The sequence below is a fragment of the Pediococcus sp. genome (genome assembly GCF_003533255.1).
GTDB classification, from domain to species: domain Bacteria; phylum Bacillota; class Bacilli; order Lactobacillales; family Lactobacillaceae; genus Pediococcus; species Pediococcus parvulus.
This window is the reverse complement of the sequence record NZ_DOEM01000033.1, coordinates 47943-65664: the sequence shown is the minus strand read 5'-3', so window position 1 is coordinate 65664 and position 17722 is coordinate 47943. Positions and strand designations below refer to the sequence as shown.

The window sequence follows — 17722 nt, the reverse complement described above, 5'->3', positions numbered from 1 at the left end:
TTGGATACCTTTTAGTATAAAGACTTACGTCAGAATAGCAAATCAAATCCATGGAATTAGGAAGTATTTTTCCTGACAAAATTTACATTATAAAAAAATTGGTCACTTCTGTAACAAATTATTGGGTTCATCTATTAGAAAATCACACTCTCAAAACTCGAATTGTGATATCGCTGTCAATTGCGCTATAATAGCTTTATTGAGTTAAGGAAGGGAAAAACGTAATGAATTACAATCCGGGAAAAGATTACCTAACTATCGATATTGGCGCAACATATACGAAATATGCGCTAATTGATCATAGTGGTAATTTAAAAGTTAAGTCCCAGTTTAGTACACCGCGCGATAGTGTGGATAGTTTTTTAAAAAAATTATATGGCGTAATTAACGAAGTCCTTCCACATATCAGGGGGGTCGCTTTTAGTGTACCTGGCCGTATTGATCAAAAAGAACAAATTATTTATCACGGCGGCGCCCTCCCAATGTTACACGGCCTTAGTTTAAGTAAAATTATTAATCGCCGGTATGACTTGCCGGTGACCATGGAAAACAGTGGTAAAGCAGCCGCCCTAGCAGAACTCTGGCTAGGTAATTTAAAAGAAATCAAAAATGGTGCCGCAATTATCTTGGGAACCACTGTGGACGGTGGCATCATTCTAAATGGTCACCTTTGGTATGGATCTAATGCTCAGGGTGGTGACCTAAGTTTTATGCTCTCGCAAATTAACGGTGCAGCAGATGATGCTGATAATTTAATGTTTAATGCAGGTTCAGCAGTAAGAATGATTAATAATATTGCAACTGTATTGGACTTTACTGATCATAACGATGGGATGCGTGTTTTCAAAGCAATTGAAAATGGCGAACCCGCCGCACGAAAAATTTTCGACCAGTACTGCCGCAGAATTGCCTATATGATTATCAATACTCAAGCTGTCCTTGATTTAAGCAGATATGTCATTGGCGGTGGTATCAGTGCAGAAAGTATCCTCGTGCCGGAAATAAAACATCAATTACAATTACTTAGAGATGACAATACGTTACTGCGCAAAACTTTGTCTGTTCCAGAAATCTATTCGGCCTATTTTAAGAACGATGCAAGTTTGTATGGTGCACTTTACAATCTTCTTCTCCATTTAGACGATGAGCATCTCATCCCTGATTTTGAAAGTAAACCACAGGACGATCCTTCCCAATCCAATTAATACGGGTCTTCAATAAACTAAAAAGTGATTAAGTATGAAATGGCTTAGCTTCAAAAGCTCATAATTTCGTCTTAATCACTTTTTTAATCAAACTATTGGTTTTAACATATGTATGGTAAACTTGTGTACAAAATATGTTTAGTGATGTACTAGAAAATGTTATCAACCTTAACCTATCCATTTTACGGAGGAACACCTGCATGAAGAATCCCAATACAGTACCAGAACTGCTGCAAAGCTTTCAAACTAACTTTAAAAATTTTAAGATTTTCAAACATGCCCTATTTGTAAACTACGCATTGATTCCTCGAATAATCACTTAGCTTGGTTTAATAACCTATTTTGCCGGCGTTTTATCGTTCGGTCTCTTTGCGTTAAGTATCCATATGTCGATTATGCCGTTGTTCCACGTTTGGCTGTATCAGATTATCCCCATGCTTTTAATTCCTTTTTCTTTCAACCCTGGTTCAATTGTATATTGGTGTTTAACAGTCTGGGAACTAGCCACCATTTATGAAGTCATAGAAAAAATCATTCGGGAAGTCGGAATTCGAAACTTATTCCGGCAGGTTCAGAAAAATAGCCGTCTTTTACAAATCGGCTATGCCTATGAATTAAATCCCCACGAGAATCTTATCCTTAAACAAGATCCGAAAACCGGATCATGGACCGATACGCTTGCTGCCCTCCCTGTAGATGTTCAAAATCAGTGGGAACACATTTCCCACATTCAAGAAGGCAAATTTGGCTTCCAGCGGGCAACCAACTATAACGCCCATGCAATTCAAAGTTTCTTAAAAAAAGATTTCCACATAAATTTACTTTTTTAGACGTACTGCCTTCTATTGGTGCATTACCGTTTTACTGGCAAACCACCGATACGCCCTCAGAAAAAATTGTTTTTTATTTCAAGAATAACGACCATAAGGCTAGCTATGTTCTTAACAATTTCACCCCTGACGGCCATAAAATACGAAAAACCTTAAAACAGATTTTAATTGAAAATTTATTAATTTTTATTTGGTGGTAATAAATAAGAAGAGGCCGAATATTATTTCTAAAATGTAAAAAAGGCAGTTAGATTTTTTCGCTTAGCTACGCCTAATGAACGATCCAAAGTATGGATCATTCGTTAGTCTAGGCTATGCTCAGAATCTAACCGTCCTTTTTTCTACTCTCTTTACTTTACTGCTCCGTTGCACTTTGTTGACTAATACTCAAGATTGCAATTCGAATTATAGCCAAATTGACATGTTTTTCCGTCGTTTCGTCAAGTTCCAGATAACGACTCACATATTTATCTAGCTCTTTATAGACATCACTTGCTTCTAATTCTTCATCCGAAGCATTTTGGTATTCATCAAGCATTTTTTTGATTTCATCTTTTTCAACCGCATCCGTAAAATCCGTGACAACACCAGCTCCATCGTACATTTCCACTAAACTTGTTTCTGGATTAATGTCTAGATCAAAATCAGACAATGGTGTTTCGATTAAGAAAAAGCCTAAATCGCTGTAATTATCGGTATGAATAACTGCTCCACCCTGCTCACCGCGATCAATAAAAACATAATAGTCATGTTGATCCTTACTTTTGACAAAATAATCGACCCCTGACATATTTGGCAAACTTTGAATGACACTATTTTCGTTAACCCGAATTGCGTTTCCTGTTTCATTGATTTTGGCTAATGTTGGATATTGGTAAAGCATACTAAACCTCCCACACTGATTATTCAGCGATTTTTGTTCATAAAATCCATTATACAACTATTCATCATAAATGCATGTTACAAGTTTTAATCACTTACTGAATCAAGTACACTTTGCACTCATAAGGGCGTAAGGTCTCGTTTTGATCGTCAGCATAATTCCCCAAAAGCTTCAATTTATTACTTTGCTGGCTCAAATCATACCACCGCTGTACGGTTCTTTCTGTGAAATTACTAATAACTAATAGATCTTGTGTGTCTAAATGACGGGTATATGCCCAAACTTGGTCATCATCTGGATCTAACAACTGATAATCCCCATAAACAATTACATCATACTGTTTACGCAGTTGATTCATTCGCCGATAGAAATTAAAAACTGAATTCTCATCGTCAACTGCTTGTTTGGCATTAATTTCATCATAATTAGGATTAACCGCAAGCCATGGGGTTGCTTTACTGAACCCAGCATTCTTCGAAGTATTCCATTGCATTGGTGTACGTGCATTATCTCGTGACGAGTGTTTCAAATATTGTAACATCTGGTGGGAAGTCACCAACTTTTTTTGATCGACCAGTTCGTGATAGGCATTTAAACTCTCAATATCCTTATACTGTTCTAACAATTTGAAATTAGCATTGGTCATTCCTAACTCTTCGCCTTGATAAATATAGGGTGTGCCCTGCATAAAATGCAAGGTTGCTCCAAGCATCTTAGCCGAGACAACGCGAAATTTCTCTTGATCATTGCCAAAACGTGAAACTGCTCGTGGCTGATCATGATTATTCCAGTACAAAGCATTCCATGCCTTACCATTTAGATCTGTTTGCCACTTAGACATCACTTGCTTTAGGTCGGTCAACTTTACCCGATTAGTACTCCATTTGCCGATCAACGGATTCTCATTGCCATCAAGGCCCATATGTTCAAACTGAAAAACCATTTCTAGCTCATGGCTATCGAACCCTGTATATCGAATTGCATCTCGTGTAGAGGCATTTGGCGTTTCACCCACAGTCATCACGTCGTAGTATGACAAAACCTCTTGATTCATTTCTTTCAAATAATCGTGAACGTGCGGTCCATTGGCAGCCAAATTGGCTTGACCATCAACTTCAACATCAGGTAGACCCTCAGGTTTAGAAATCAAATTAATGACATCCATTCGGAATCCATCCACGCCTTTATCTAACCAAAAGCGCATAATATCAAACACAGAATGCCGTACATTAACATTATCCCAGTTAAGATCTGGTTGTTTTTTTGAAAACAGATGTAAATAATATTGACCTGTTTTTTCATCAAACTGCCAAGCTGAACCACCAAATGCACTTTGCCAGTTATTTGGTTCCTGATCATTTTTGGGATCACGCCAAATATAATAATCGCGATAATCATTCAAGCGATCTTTACGACTTTCCGCAAACCAATGATGCTCATCCGAAGTATGATTAACAACTAAATCCATCATTATCTTCAATTTTTTCTTGTGAGCTTGTTCTAACAGACGATCAAAGTCCGCCATGTTACCAAACTCTGACATAATTTTTTTATAGTCCGCAATGTCATAACCATTATCATCGTTAGGTGATTTATAAATTGGATTTAACCAAATGACATCTGCACCAAGTTTTTTAATGTAATCTAAATGTTCAATGACACCATTTAAATCCCCGATACCATCATTATTCGTGTCTTGAAAACTCCGCGGATAAACCTGATAGACAACTGCTTCTTGCCACCAATGTTTTTCCATAAACAAAACTCCCATCCAAAAATCTAAAATATCTTATATCTTCATTATGCCTTGTCACGGAATCAGTTTCAATTATCCCGATTATCATATCTAGTTTAATCGCTAAATTAGCGAAATCAGATTATTGAAAACATGCAGTCCAATATTGTAGCGAATATCTTTTGTATACGCATAAGTGAGTGCCAGCAACCACCCCATGAGGGCATAGACTAGCCAACCCAACAAAGAACTCACATCATGGACGGCTCCAAAAATGGCTCCACTTAAAAATACGCCAATAAGCTGCATTCTTTTGTCATTTGAATTAAAAAACCAATTAAAAAAGAATCCCCGAAATAAAATTTCTTCAATAATCGGAGCAAAGACAACGGCGTCCAAGCCCATCCACCAAGGAATGGCTTTTGCAAATGCAATAACCGTCTGTTGATTTTGTGAAGTTGGCAATAATTTCGCCTGATTCATCCAAATCTGCATTGCTAAAAATAAGATCCAAAGAATCACAATCATGATCATAAAAATAACAATTCGTTTCGTCAGTTTTGTTCGCCCAAAATGAGCCAAATTGTGCTTGCGCAACTGCGTCCTATACATTTGAATAAACAAGACTAACATAAATCCAGTTGTAATCAGGTACATGACAAACGCAACCAAGACAAAGGCCTGGTTGGTTGGCATTAAATAGGCCATCTGTAAGGGAATTGTTCCAATTTGATATACAAAGAACATTCCAATAAATTTCAGTATGTTAAAGAAAAGTTGTTGCCAGTCTATTTTCATTAGATTACCCCCGCTGTGTTTCCAATATGCTATTAGTTTAGGCGTTACCTTTCGTAAACGCAACTTAAAGTTAGTTTCCTTAACTTCAAATATAATTGTCGCCATTCTTTCTTATTGAAAACGTTTGCGGTATGCTTAACTTAAGGACTCGAATGGAGGATTCAATATGGATATTTCTAAACAAATTCACAATCAATCAACATGGTTCACTTTAACCAACGACCAGAATGTTTCGGTCATTATTAGTGATTTTGGTGCAACTGTCGTGGCAATTAATACCCCCGATAAAGATGGCAACGTCGCCAATATCACGTTGGGTTTTATGCATTCCCATGATTATGCCCAGCATCATGACTTTTTCGGTGCCACTGTGGCTCGGGTCGCGGGACGCTTAAGCGGTGCACAATGGAACGGTCACGCTCTTGATCAAAACAGTGGTCCGAACCATATTCATGGTGGCGATCATCCGTCCATAAGCTATTCACATTGGAACTTAATTAAGCTAATTAAAACGAACAATCAAATTGGCGTCGTTCTACAATACATTAGTATTGCAGGGGAAAACGGTTATCCGGGACGGCTTTCAATTTCGGCAATGTTTGTCCTTGACCAAAATAATAAATTTACGGTCACTTACTTTGGCAATACGTCTGAACCAACTTTGTTTAACCCAACTACTCACATTTACTTCAACTTATCTGGAAATGTGCAAAAAATCATTAATGATCATGAGTTGCAGATCAACGCAGATACGATCGCTGAAACAGATGCTTCCAATATGCCAACAGGTAACTTATTATCGGTAGCTAAAACGCCATTTGATTTTCGCCAACCCACAAATTTAGGTGACGCTCTGGCAAAACTACCTAACGGGCTAGATACGCCCTTCAAAATTAACACACAAACATCCACAGACCCACAACTAATCTTGCAGGATCCATCGTCCGGAAGAAAACTAGCGATCCACACCAACTCTAATTCGTTTGTATTATTTTCCACTACAGGGTTTGAAGGAGATTTCTTGGTTGATGGCACACGTCATATGACTTCTCAACTGGGTCTTGCCATTGAACCGCAAATGTTGCCAGATGCCCCTAATCATTCAGGCTTTGGAAACATTATCATCACACCCGGAAATCCGTTAATTTATCAAAATTCCTATACATTTAATTAACCAAAAAAAAATCCGTTAAAAGTTAACGGATTTTTTAATACCAAATTATTTTTTACCAAAGGCTTGTTCTAAAATTGAATAGGTCAACTCACCAGTATTGGCAACCACGGTATCGGCTTCGTTTAAATCAGTAGAACTACCAACACCCACGGCAATGGCTCCTGCAGCTTTAATAGCCTCAACGCCGGCTTTTGCGTCTTCAATACCTACACATTGACTTGGTTCAACGGCAATCTTTCTAGCAGCTTCAAGGAAGATATCAGGCGCCGGTTTCCCATGTGCCACTTTGGCAGGATCCGCAATCGCATCAAACTGATCCTTTAATCCCAGTTTTTCCAAGATAAACGGTGCATTCTTACTTGCTGAAGCCACAGAGAGTTTAATCTTATTTGCAGCCAACTGATCCAGCAAATTCTCAATTCCAGGCAAAATATCCTTTTGTGTCAATTTACTGATTTCATTTAAGTACAACTCATTTTTGAACTGAGCCATCGTGTTGACTTCTTCAGCAGAATATTTTGTTTCAAGCCCCGCGAACTTTAAAATTCGATTCATAGAATCAATCCGACTAATCCCTTTTAAATCGCTTTCAAAACTAGCAGGTAACGTGACGGCTAACTTTTCTTGAGCCAACCTACTCCAAGCTTTAAAATGAAACTTTGCAGTATCAGTAATGACACCATCAAGATCAAATAAAACACCTTGCACGTTAGTCGCCTCCTTTAAGTTTTAAGGGTTGTTGATTTAGTTCAACAGTTAGTGGATCGCCTTTTAATAAACTAATTTGCGTCCCATCTTTATCAACCTGAACCTTAATTAAACGTCCGCGGAAATTAATGCGGAATTGATACGAAGTCCATTTCTTTGGTACAAACGGTTTGAACGATAATTTATTATTCGTGACTCGCATTCCTGCAAATCCCTGGACAATTGCTAACCAACTTCCGGTCATCGACGTAATATGTAGCCCATCGACTGTATCGTTATTATAGTTATCCAAATCTAGTCGTGCAGTCCGCTCATACATTTCAACGGCCTTATCTTCATAGTGTAAATCTGCCGCTAAAATAGCATGCACTGAAGCAGAGAGACTGGATTCATGAACCGTCAGTGGCTCGTAAAAATCAAAATTACGTTTTTTGACATCTTCTGGGAATCGGTCAATGAAGTACCAAATTCCCTGCAAAACATCGGCTTGTTTAATGTACGGAGATCGTAAAATTTTATCCCATGACCAATGTTGATTAATTGGCAACTGATCCTTTGGAATTGAAGTTACAGGTTTCAAGTCCTTATCTAAGAAGCAGTCGTTTTGAACGAAAATACCAAGTTGCTTATCTTCTGGTAAATACATCTTATCAATAATTTCTTGCCAGTGATGTTTCTCTTCTGCGATCACATCTAGCTCGTTTAACTTCTCTGAACTTACCTTTTTTAAACTTTCGAGTGTATATTTTAATGTCCATTGCGCCAACATATTGGTGTACCAGTTATTATTTACGTTATTTTCGTATTCGTTTGGGCCGGTGACCCCGTGGATCATGTAGACGCCCTTACGTTTAGACCAGTGCACGCGATCTGCCCAAAAACGAGAGATGGCAGTTAATACATCAATCCCCTTTGTCTTCAGATAGGTCTCATCACCGGTATAGCGGGTATAATTGTAAATTGCATAAGCAATCGTGCCGTTTCGATGAATTTCTTCAAATGTAATTTCCCATTCGTTGTGATTTTCAATACCATTGAAGGTCACCATTGGATACAAAGCACCTTTGAGCCCCTGTTCACGAGCATTATGAAACGCGCCTGCCAATTGGTTGTGACGATACTCCAATAGATTTTCTGAAACCTTTTTATCCGCTAACGATAGATACAGTGGAATCGCAAAGCCTTCTGTATCCCAATAGGTAGCACCCCCATATTTCTCACCAGTGAACCCTTTTGGTCCAATATTTAACCGTTTGTCTTCCCCATAGAAAGTTGAAAACAGTTGAAAAAGATTAAATCGGATGCCTTGTTGGGCCGCATCGTCACCAGAAACTTGAACATCAGCTTTTTCCCAACGTTGTGCCCAACCGCTCGTTTGATCATCGACCAGTTTTTGATGATTACTTGCGCCCAGTTTTTGACTTAAGTTCTGCATTGCAGCTTTAAGAGTCGCATCATCGTCATAGTCGCGGGAGGTAACCACGATCACACGTTTTTCGAAATTCGTCGTTTGCTGAGCATCAAGTGATCCACTGAACGTATTGGCCACCTTTTGATCATCAACAGCTTCTTCAATCGCCTTAAGTTCAGACTTGTGTGTCATCTCCATACCAACCGTAAATTGTGGCGTACCATAATTATTGGGTTTGGTTTCTGCAATCAAATAACCACTATCCGGAGTTTGATCTTTGGTCTTCACATTCCAAAATTTTTCATCGTAATTAGAATCTTCATTAAAAACATCCGCATTAATTTCGGAAACTATTTTTACCGAAACCGATTGATCGCCTAAATTCTCAATTTGATAATCTACATCAAACAATTCTTTTTCGGCAACGCTTACAAAGCGTCGAATAGTAAACCGTACCTCAGCACCTTTTTCGACCACTGTAAATTTACGGGTTAAGATGCCGTTTTTCATATTTAATGATAATTCAAAATCTTTAATTGGCGTTTTAGCTAAATCCATTTTTTCTTCGTTTAACCAAACATTGACCTTATCGAAATTAACTGCATTAATCACTTTGCCAAAGTACTTGGGGTAGCCATTTTTCCACCAGCCAACAACAGTTTTATCTGGGAACCAGACGCCCCCAATATATATTCCAGAATGGGTATCTGCAGAATAGTCTTCTTCAAACATCCCACGCATGCCCATATAGCCATTACCAATGCTGGTCATGGACTCCTGAAGTCGTTTGTTTTCTTTGTCTAGCTTATGAGTCACAATTTTCCACGGATCGATTTCAAAAGTTCGTAGCATGATTTAATCTCCTCCTCTATAAAAAAAGGAATCAGGCAAGACTTACGCCCAATCCCTTTTTATAATTCAACCTAAATGATCGTTTCTTCAGTTTCATCATCAAAATAATGAGCTTTTGTCATTTCAAATGCCATTTTTAAAGTATCACCCGGCTCGTGGTAATCCCGCGAATTTACTTTGGCAATGAAATCAGTTGTCCCTGTACGTGAATACAGCATGGATTCGGAACCCATCAACTCTGAAACTTCAACAGTTGCATTGATAATTGCATCTGGGAATGTTTGCAAAGCAACCTCTTCTGCATGGATATCCTCTGGACGAATCCCCAGCGTTAAGTTCTTACCAACATACCCTTTACTTTGCAATACCTTGAGTTGGCCCTCAGGAATGGCAACTTTAAGGCCGTCCTCACCAACTGCAAATCCATCTTCAATTTTAACCTTGAAAAAGTTCATCGCTGGCGAACCCATAAACCCGGCAACAAATTTATTGATTGGTTCGTTATACAATTGCGCAGGTGTCCCAACTTGTTGAATACGGCCCTCATTCATAATAACAATTCGGTCTGCCATCGTCATCGCTTCAACTTGATCATGAGTTACATAAATAAAGTTTCTTCCGAGTCGTTGATGTAACTGAGCAATCTCTGTTCTCATTTGGACTCGGAGTTTAGCATCCAAGTTTGAAAGAGGTTCGTCAAGCAAAAACAGTTTGGCATCTCGAACAATCGCACGCCCTAAAGCGACACGCTGACGTTGTCCTCCTGAAAGAGCAGCTGGCTTTCTTTTAAGATACTCTGTTAAGCCGAGAATCTTTGCCGCATCTTCAACCCGTTTCTTGGTATCGGCTTTATCATTCTTACGAATATTTAACCCAAAGGCCATGTTTTCAAAGACTGACATATGTGGATAAAGCGCGTAGTTTTGGAAAACCATGGCAATGTCTCGATCCTTCGGTGCGACTTTATTCATGACTTTGCCGTCCATCTTAAAATCGCCTTTAGTAATATCTTCCAAACCTGCTATCATACGTAATGTGGTTGATTTACCACACCCGGAAGGCCCAACGAAGACTATAAATTCACCATCGTTTATAGCTAAATTAATGTCGCTAGCTGAATAGTCAGTATTGCCTTGATAGCGTTTATAAATGTGATCTAAATTAATTTGTACCATTCTGAAACGCCCCTCATTTTAATTTTTTGACTTTCAGTAATCATAGGTAATCCTATGAACCAATCTAGATGTGGTAACTTCACATCCCAAAGTCAATCATTCTTTTCCACTCTTCCGCCAAATAATCGATAAGTGAAATACACCGAAAGAGAAATACTGCAAATTACAATCAAAAATGCTAATTGTAAAACTAAATTTAATATTAATAATGCTATGAAAATCGCTGTTGCACCCAAGATTTTAACAGGATGATCCAGACAAAGTTCTATAAAGCTTTCGTCAGAATTCGTTCCAATTTGGAAACTTTCTGTAATCAACAACGCGATTACGATCACTGTCGTTGTTAAAACAAACATATGTGGAAATACAAATCCGAAAAATGTCTTATTTAATAGAATCAACACACCAAACATAAATGCAAATCCTACATTGAGTTTGAAATTTTTCAGCATCTGAATCCAATTCGCAAATTGCTTTTTGAAATAAGAAGCATTCCCATTAATTTGCCAATCTTGAACTGTTTTAAAACTTGCCATTAAACTTGGGATGGTAAAAATCGCCAACATAAACGTCAAAATCAAATTAATCATAACGAAACTTACGCTTAAATTAATACTTCCCAATATGATTGCCGTCAGAATAACGGAAAAATTAATTAAAAACCAAGCAAAGTTAATGGTAAAAATTGACCAGGCCCAGTTGCCCGCTGTCAGTAACTTTTGACCACCTTTAGTTTTTAGGTTAATCATCCTTATCCCAACTCCTTACTTATTTAACCGCACCATCAGTAACTCCTTTAATAATCCATTTCTGTGCTGCGAGATAGAAGAGAATTACAGGAATAATTGAAAGAGTGATTCCGGCAAGCGCCAAATGCCATTGTTTTGTATATTCTCCGAAGAAATTAAACATCTGCAACGGGATTGTGTACTGTGCCTGTGGTAATACTAATGAAGGTAATAGATAATCGTTCCAGATCGCAATAATATTCAAAATTGCAACCGTCACAGTCATCGGACTCAACATTGGAAAAATCACTTTATAAAAGATTTGCCATCTGCTGGCACCTTCCATCTCAGCAGCCTCATCCATTGCAAATGGAATACTTGAAAGGGTTCCTTGATAAAGGAAAATTGACAAACTGCAATCAAACCCTAAATACATGAACATGAGTCCCCACATATTCAATGCGTGTACGCTACCAAAGTTGGCAGTCAGCGGAATCATAACTGATTGAAATGGAATCAACATTGCTGAAATAAATAGTAATAGTAATGCACCACTCAATTTACTATGGTTACGCTGTAAAGCATATGCTGCCATTGATGAACAAAGAATAATTAACAATACACTGCAAACCGTAATGATTAGTGAATTCGTCAATGAACCAATAAAATCTAAAGCTTTAAAAGAATTTACATAATTTCTTCCAGTAGATGGATGTGGTAATGCTAAAACTGAAGCAAAGATTCCTTTTGGTGTTTTAAAAGAGTTCGTAACAATCATGTAAAATGGAAACAACCATAATAGTCCGACTAAAGCTCCTAAAACAGCAATCAAATGTGTGCTTTTCTTACTCATTACAAATCCACCTCCCGCTTACGATTATAGAAGACTTGAATTAACGAAATTGCCGCAACGATGATAAAGAACACAATTGCTTTTGCTTCAGCTAACGAAAAGTTGCTGGCATTATAAGCTGTATTAACAATATCCATTGCTAACATTTGAGTCGAGTTGTATGGTCCCCCACCAGTTAATGAAAGGTTTTGATCATAAATCTTAAAACCATTCGAAAGTGTCAAGAACATGCAAACTGTAAATGCAGGTGCAATCATTGGAAAAGTGATTTTGGTAAATCTTTGCCAAGCGGAAGCACCGTCAATCTCAGCCGCTTCAATAATCTCTTGAGGAATATTCTGTAAATAAGCAATATAGATGATCATAATATAACCACTCATTTGCCAAACTGTCACAATAACTAATCCCCAAAATCCAGTGTTCTCGGTTGTTAACCAGTTTTCTAGCCAACCGGCATGAAGCGCGCTTCCCAAAGCACTGAACCCCTGCGTGAAAATGAACTGCCAGATAAATCCTAAAATTAATCCACCGATCATATTTGGCATAAAGAACACAGTTCTCAAAAAGCTACTTCCCTTAAACTTCTGTGTAACCAAAAGTGCTAAGCCTAACCCGATTACGTTAAGTGCAATGACGGTAACGATTACAAACGCAACTGTAAACCAAAAGGCGTTAACAAACGCCTTATCGTGAAGCAACGTAATGTAATTTTGAAATCCCACCATTTTGGTAAATGACAATCCATCCCAATCAGTAAAGGAATAAAACAGTCCTTCTAGCATCGGAATAAAGACAACCAAGGCTAACGCAACGAGGGTTGGCGTTAAAAACAGCCAAAATGAAAGACTACGATTTTTCATGTTACATTACCCTCTTTTATTTATTAGTTCGAACTTGCTTGTTGTTTCTTCCAACCATCTTTCATGTTCTTTACAGTTGCAGCCCAGCCTTGTTTACCTGAGAGATACTTCTGTAAGTTTGGTTGTGCGACATCTGGATCCCATGAAGTACCAGTGTATGCAGGGAATGCCCAGCCAATGGTCTTGTTTTCATTTGAGTACTTGAACACTGTTTGTGTTAAAGCATCTTGCATCTTGAAATTACTGTAACCTTTATAAGCTGGTACGAAATGCAAAGTGTTTACAACATCTTTTTTACCTGCTTTAGAAGTATACAACCAATCCAAGAAGTTCTTTGCTGCCGTTTGTTCAGCAGATGATTTTTGCTTATTAACAGCCCAGTATAGTGATGTTCCAACTGGTAACTTGCCTTCTTCACCCTTAACAGGAATTGGAATCATACCAACATCGTTTTTAGCAAATTTCTTATCAATTTGTTCAACTGTTGGATAAATCCAGTCACCTTGTTGAATCATAGCTGTCTTACCTTGTGAGAAGTATTGGTTAACTTGTGCTGAATAATCCATTTGCATTACTGGTTTGATAGAGTATGTACTCTGCAAATCAAGCATTTGTTTCATATCGGCATTCTTCGTAAATGGCATTGTCTTTGAATTATATAGTTTCAAAGCATTTCCTTTGAAATCTTGGCCGATGTATAAGTTAGCTAAATGATCTGACATGATCCAAGCTTCTTTACCTGGTAAAGCAAAGACACCTTTGATACCTAATTTTGTCTTCATAGAATCAATTTTCTTAACAGCTGCTTGTAATTTTGCATAAGTTGTTAAACTGGTTGCATCAATTCCTGCTTCTCTAAAGACTTTTTTATTATAAACAAATCCATATCCTTCAACGTTAAATGGTAAACCAACTGTCTTACCATCTGTCTTTACCGCATCCAAAGTTCCTGGCTGTGCAGCCTTTGCAGCTTTCGTGTTCGATAAGTCAGCTTCATGTGACTTAAATTGCTTAACATCTGCAGGACCAGCTAAACTAAAGATGGTTGGTGCATTACCAGATGAAATACGAGTTTTCAAAACGGGATCATATTGAGTACCACCACCAATTGAGGTAACCTCAATTTTTACATTAGGATGAGACTTTTCATATTGAGCAGCAATTTGTTTGAACTGCTTATTATTTTCAACCTTTCCTTGTAAAATTGTGATCTTAACATTCTTTTTTGCGGAACTACTTCCACAAGCAGCTAATGTTAGTGCTGCACCGGCTACCATCGTAACCGTCGCGAGATGTTTCCAAAACTTATGACTCATGATAAGAACCTCCCTGTAAAATTTTTTAACTTGTTCTTACAACACATATTGTACGCAGCTCAATTAATGTTATGCAAGCGCTTTCCAGCTGTTAACGGTAACAGCTTTTTTCTAACAATTCAGAGACTAACCCATAAAATTGGCTATTTGCTTGTAAAATTGTTAGTTTCGATTATTATTGGTTCACCTGTAACTCGAATAACACCATTTTTCACAATTACCATTGACCCATCTATTAGATTGTCATATTTCCCATCTTCAAGGGTTGTTTTAGCTCGACCACTATTGCTTCTTAAACTAAATATTCCAAGTCTCTGCCTTCCATGAGTCTCGAAAACAACCTTTACAATGTCGTTTCCAGAATCTGCTAAGTGATAACTCCCGTTAACTTGAATCGCATCTTGGCTTAATTCATGCATGCGTTTCATCAGAGGTGATAAGTCTATGGAACTTTCCCAATCTAGTTTATCTGAATCAAACAATGTTGGCGTATGTGAAATGCCGACTTCTTGCCCGGCATACACTAACGTAGCTCCCTTTTGAAACTCCGAAAATGCCGTCCAATTAATCAAATCATTCAAATTCGGGAAAAGCTCATGAGCACGTTCATGGTCATGATTCTCCAAATATCGTATTTTAATATAATTCGCGGGGAATGTAAGGTCTTGCCGATTCAATACCTTCACATAATCAGCAAGTGAGGACTTTCCGTATACATAGTCATGCCAATCCTGATCAATGTCATAATCATATGCAAGATCAAATGCCCGATAAATCTCGCCATCTGATGAAATCCAGTAGCCTTTGCTCCGAATTTCTCGAATGTAATCTCCACCTGTCGATTCAGCAAGCCAAACTACATCTGGTTTAACTTGTGCAACTTCTTTACGAGCCGCCACCCAAAATGGCAAGGGAACTTGGGGAGCAACATCACAACGAAAGCCGTCAACGACCTTCGCATACTGTTTCAAAGTTTCAATTTGGTAATCCCACAACTCATGATTCGAATAATCCAACTCTGCGACGTCAGACCATTCTGGATTTTTATTAAACAGTTTCCCCTGTTTATCATGCAAGAAATATTCCGGATGAGCTTTTAATAACACTGAATCTCGCGAAGTGTGATTATAGACAATATCAATCATTAACTTCATTCCTAGCTCATGAATCTTATCTGCCAAATGAACGAAATCATCCCAAGTTCCTTGGGCGGGATCGATTTTGCGATAATCCTGAATTGAATAAGGTGATCCCAACTTGCCTTTTCGGTCCACTTCACCTACTGGATTTATAGGTAACAGCCATATAAAATCAGTCCCCAGCGCCTTGATTCTGGGCAAATCTGGCTCTAACGCCTTCAAGGTTCCTTCCTTCGTGTGATTTCTCACAAACACACTATAAATTTGTAACTTCCGCAAATCTGTACTTGTATCGTCAGCCATCTTTTTTATCTCCCTTATTTTTCTTCAATCACAATACTTCCGGCGGGCTCCATTGTCACCACGTTATCAACCAGGGAACTAGCCTTATTGGACAACAGCGTATGAACGACCTTCAAAGTTGGCACATGATATTTGAGCACCTTGTCATCAAAATTCACAATCACAAATGCTTTTTTACCGTTCAATTCGCGTTCAAACGCATAAATTTTAGAATTTGTTTCAAGTAATAGATAACTTCCTTGTGAGAACAATGGTTGTGCCTTAACTTTTAAAACTGCTCGGTAGAAAGCAAACAAGCCATCATCATTTTTTACAGCTGTATCTGCTGCAGCCTCATTATGGTCTGCCCAGTTCCAAGGATGATGATTTGAAAAACCAACGTACTTACCTGCATTCCATTGAAACGGACCCCGTGCTGTCATTTCGTCTTGTTGATTGAGGAGCTCAAGAATTGCTTCATCCTTATATCCTTGATTTTGCATAAACTGAATTAAATCTAGGGCCCGTTGATCACGGAAATCACGGAGCTTTTTATACTTCAGGTTACGCATCCCAATTTCTTCACCGTAATAGATAATGGGGATTCCCCGCTGCAAATACATACATACCGCCAAAGCTTTCGGTAAGTCAGAATCTTTAGGGTCGATGTATAATCGATCCAAAACTCGGCTAATATCATGATTCCCCCAAGTTAAAGCTGGTAAACTAATATTTTGTAAAACAGCTTCCCAAACTGAAAAAGTTTCTTTTAATCTTTTGAGGCTCAATTGGCGCGGTTGAAAGAACATGGGAATTTTAGGATCTTTCAATGGATAGTCTTCGCCATAATTGTCGGAAGTTACCACCATATCGCAACTAAAATTATCAGGGCGCGTATATTCGGCAGCTTGATAGGCATCTGCTGAAGAAGCTTCGCCAAGGAAGAAAACATCATCTTTGTACGTTTTAACAAGCTTGATGAAATTCTCCAAATAAAGTTTTACCTCTGGCAAATTTGCGTAAAACGAGGAGTCTACCGGGTAATTTTCAGTTTGGTTTAAAATATTTTGTCCCAAATTAGCTTTGGCAATGTGAATAAAAGCATCTAATCGAAAACCGTCTACCCCTTTATCAATCCAAAACTTGGCAATGTCAGCCATCGACTTGCGAACTTCTGGATTTTTCCAATTCAGATCCGGCATCTTTTTATCAAAAATGTGGCAATAATATTCGGAACCGCCATTTGGATCAGGTTCCCAGACACTGCCACCAAAAAATGAGCCCCAGTTATTGGGCCGTTTGCCTTGATTTTCAGCCCAAATATAATATTCGTGAAAAATGCTATTTTTATTTTTGACCGCATCTTGAAACCAAGGATGTTGATCCGAGGTGTCGTTAATCGGCAAATCCAATATTAAATGCATTTTTCGTTTGTGAATTTCTTTAACCATTGTTTGAAAATCATCCATGTTTCCAAGCAATGGATCAATCGCAAAATAATTAGAAACATCATACCCATTGTCAATTTGTGGCGAAACAAAAATCGGATTTAGCCAAATTGTGTTTGCCCCTAGCCGTTGAACATAGTCCAATTTCCCCGTTATTCCTGGTAAATCACCGACACCATCATTATTAGAATCCTTGAAACTCTTAGGATATATTTGATAAATTACTGATTTTTGATACCACTCATTCATTGCAACCGCTCCTCTTTGAAAACCTTTTCATTGAAAGCATAAAAAATAAGCCATCTAATTGCAAGGCTTATCGTGC

The 17722-nt window shown here is 38.1% G+C and carries 15 protein-coding genes; 3 read left to right on the top strand and 12 right to left on the bottom strand.

Annotated elements, in window-relative coordinates:
* Positions 1–224: 224 nt before the first annotated feature.
* Complete coding sequence (locus tag DD627_RS07955; protein WP_068805774.1) at positions 225–1205, top strand: ROK family protein; 981 nt, start codon at positions 225–227, stop codon at positions 1203–1205.
* A 386-nt stretch (positions 1206–1591) separates the two neighbouring features.
* Positions 1592–2035, top strand: coding sequence for a hypothetical protein (locus DD627_RS07950; protein ID WP_260275064.1), 444 nt, complete (start codon positions 1592–1594; stop codon positions 2033–2035).
* Between the two features lie 355 nt (positions 2036–2390).
* Here DD627_RS07950 and DD627_RS07945 read toward each other — a convergent pair whose 3' ends face one another.
* From DD627_RS07945 to DD627_RS07935, 3 genes are all read right to left on the bottom strand, one after another.
* Positions 2391–2918: a hypothetical protein gene (locus DD627_RS07945; RefSeq protein ID WP_057783993.1), complete on the bottom strand. Its 528-nt coding sequence runs from the start codon at positions 2916–2918 to the stop codon at positions 2391–2393.
* Between the two features lie 94 nt (positions 2919–3012).
* Positions 3013–4674 carry a glycoside hydrolase family 13 protein gene (locus DD627_RS07940; protein ID WP_260275063.1) on the bottom strand — a complete coding sequence of 554 codons (1662 nt, stop codon included), beginning with the start codon at positions 4672–4674 and terminating at the stop codon, positions 3013–3015.
* Between the two features lie 102 nt (positions 4675–4776).
* Entirely contained in the window at positions 4777–5451 is a 675-nt protein-coding gene (locus tag DD627_RS07935) for a CPBP family intramembrane glutamic endopeptidase (RefSeq protein WP_260275062.1), read from the bottom strand.
* 166 nt (positions 5452–5617) lie between these two features.
* Between DD627_RS07935 and DD627_RS07930 the strand changes: the two genes are divergently transcribed.
* Complete coding sequence (locus DD627_RS07930) at positions 5618–6625, top strand: aldose epimerase family protein (RefSeq protein ID WP_057783999.1); 1008 nt, start codon at positions 5618–5620, stop codon at positions 6623–6625.
* A 45-nt stretch (positions 6626–6670) separates the two neighbouring features.
* Here DD627_RS07930 and pgmB read toward each other — a convergent pair whose 3' ends face one another.
* From pgmB to DD627_RS07885, 9 genes are all read right to left on the bottom strand, one after another.
* The gene (gene pgmB, locus DD627_RS07925; protein WP_057784001.1) at positions 6671–7333 is read right to left on the bottom strand and encodes a beta-phosphoglucomutase; all 663 of its coding nucleotides are present in this window, start codon (positions 7331–7333) and stop codon (positions 6671–6673) included.
* 1 nt (position 7334) lies between these two features.
* Positions 7335–9596, bottom strand: coding sequence for a glycoside hydrolase family 65 protein (locus DD627_RS07920; RefSeq protein ID WP_260275061.1), 2262 nt, complete (start codon positions 9594–9596; stop codon positions 7335–7337).
* 71 nt (positions 9597–9667) lie between these two features.
* On the bottom strand, positions 9668–10771 hold the full coding sequence (locus DD627_RS07915) for an ABC transporter ATP-binding protein (protein ID WP_260275060.1): 1104 nt from the start codon (positions 10769–10771) through the stop codon (positions 9668–9670).
* Positions 10772–10863: 92 nt separating this feature from the next.
* The gene (locus tag DD627_RS07910; protein ID WP_068805759.1) at positions 10864–11520 is read right to left on the bottom strand and encodes a hypothetical protein; all 657 of its coding nucleotides are present in this window, start codon (positions 11518–11520) and stop codon (positions 10864–10866) included.
* 19 nt (positions 11521–11539) lie between these two features.
* Positions 11540–12352, bottom strand: a complete 813-nt coding sequence (locus tag DD627_RS07905; protein WP_260275059.1) for a carbohydrate ABC transporter permease — start codon at positions 12350–12352, stop codon at positions 11540–11542.
* On the bottom strand, positions 12352–13212 hold the full coding sequence (locus DD627_RS07900) for a carbohydrate ABC transporter permease (protein ID WP_260275058.1): 861 nt from the start codon (positions 13210–13212) through the stop codon (positions 12352–12354). The genes DD627_RS07905 and DD627_RS07900 overlap by 1 nt, the downstream gene beginning before the upstream one ends.
* Positions 13213–13235: 23 nt before the next feature.
* Positions 13236–14528 carry an ABC transporter substrate-binding protein gene (locus DD627_RS07895; protein ID WP_260275057.1) on the bottom strand — a complete coding sequence of 431 codons (1293 nt, stop codon included), beginning with the start codon at positions 14526–14528 and terminating at the stop codon, positions 13236–13238.
* Between the two features lie 143 nt (positions 14529–14671).
* A complete protein-coding gene (locus tag DD627_RS07890; protein WP_260275056.1) occupies positions 14672–15970 on the bottom strand; it encodes an alpha-amylase family glycosyl hydrolase in 1299 nt (432 codons plus the stop codon).
* A gap of 14 nt (positions 15971–15984) precedes the next feature.
* Complete coding sequence (locus tag DD627_RS07885; protein WP_260275055.1) at positions 15985–17646, bottom strand: alpha-glucosidase; 1662 nt, start codon at positions 17644–17646, stop codon at positions 15985–15987.
* Positions 17647–17722: the final 76 nt, after the last annotated feature.

What these genes read in the sequence shown, in the direction of transcription:
- DD627_RS07955 (WP_068805774.1), top strand. Translation starts at nt 225, where the DNA reads ATGAATTACAATCCGGGAAAAGATTACCTAACTATCGATATTGGCGCA.
- DD627_RS07950 (WP_260275064.1), top strand. Translation starts at nt 1,592, where the DNA reads ATGTCGATTATGCCGTTGTTCCACGTTTGGCTGTATCAGATTATCCCC.
- DD627_RS07945 (WP_057783993.1), bottom strand. Translation starts at nt 2,918, where the DNA reads ATGCTTTACCAATATCCAACATTAGCCAAAATCAATGAAACAGGAAAC.
- DD627_RS07940 (WP_260275063.1), bottom strand. Translation starts at nt 4,674, where the DNA reads ATGGAAAAACATTGGTGGCAAGAAGCAGTTGTCTATCAGGTTTATCCG.
- DD627_RS07935 (WP_260275062.1), bottom strand. Translation starts at nt 5,451, where the DNA reads ATGAAAATAGACTGGCAACAACTTTTCTTTAACATACTGAAATTTATT.
- DD627_RS07930 (WP_057783999.1), top strand. Translation starts at nt 5,618, where the DNA reads ATGGATATTTCTAAACAAATTCACAATCAATCAACATGGTTCACTTTA.
- DD627_RS07920 (WP_260275061.1), bottom strand. Translation starts at nt 9,596, where the DNA reads ATGCTACGAACTTTTGAAATCGATCCGTGGAAAATTGTGACTCATAAG.
- DD627_RS07915 (WP_260275060.1), bottom strand. Translation starts at nt 10,771, where the DNA reads ATGGTACAAATTAATTTAGATCACATTTATAAACGCTATCAAGGCAAT.
- DD627_RS07910 (WP_068805759.1), bottom strand. Translation starts at nt 11,520, where the DNA reads ATGATTAACCTAAAAACTAAAGGTGGTCAAAAGTTACTGACAGCGGGC.
- DD627_RS07905 (WP_260275059.1), bottom strand. Translation starts at nt 12,352, where the DNA reads ATGAGTAAGAAAAGCACACATTTGATTGCTGTTTTAGGAGCTTTAGTC.
- DD627_RS07900 (WP_260275058.1), bottom strand. Translation starts at nt 13,212, where the DNA reads ATGAAAAATCGTAGTCTTTCATTTTGGCTGTTTTTAACGCCAACCCTC.
- DD627_RS07895 (WP_260275057.1), bottom strand. Translation starts at nt 14,528, where the DNA reads ATGAGTCATAAGTTTTGGAAACATCTCGCGACGGTTACGATGGTAGCC.
- DD627_RS07890 (WP_260275056.1), bottom strand. Translation starts at nt 15,970, where the DNA reads ATGGCTGACGATACAAGTACAGATTTGCGGAAGTTACAAATTTATAGT.
- DD627_RS07885 (WP_260275055.1), bottom strand. Translation starts at nt 17,646, where the DNA reads ATGAATGAGTGGTATCAAAAATCAGTAATTTATCAAATATATCCTAAG.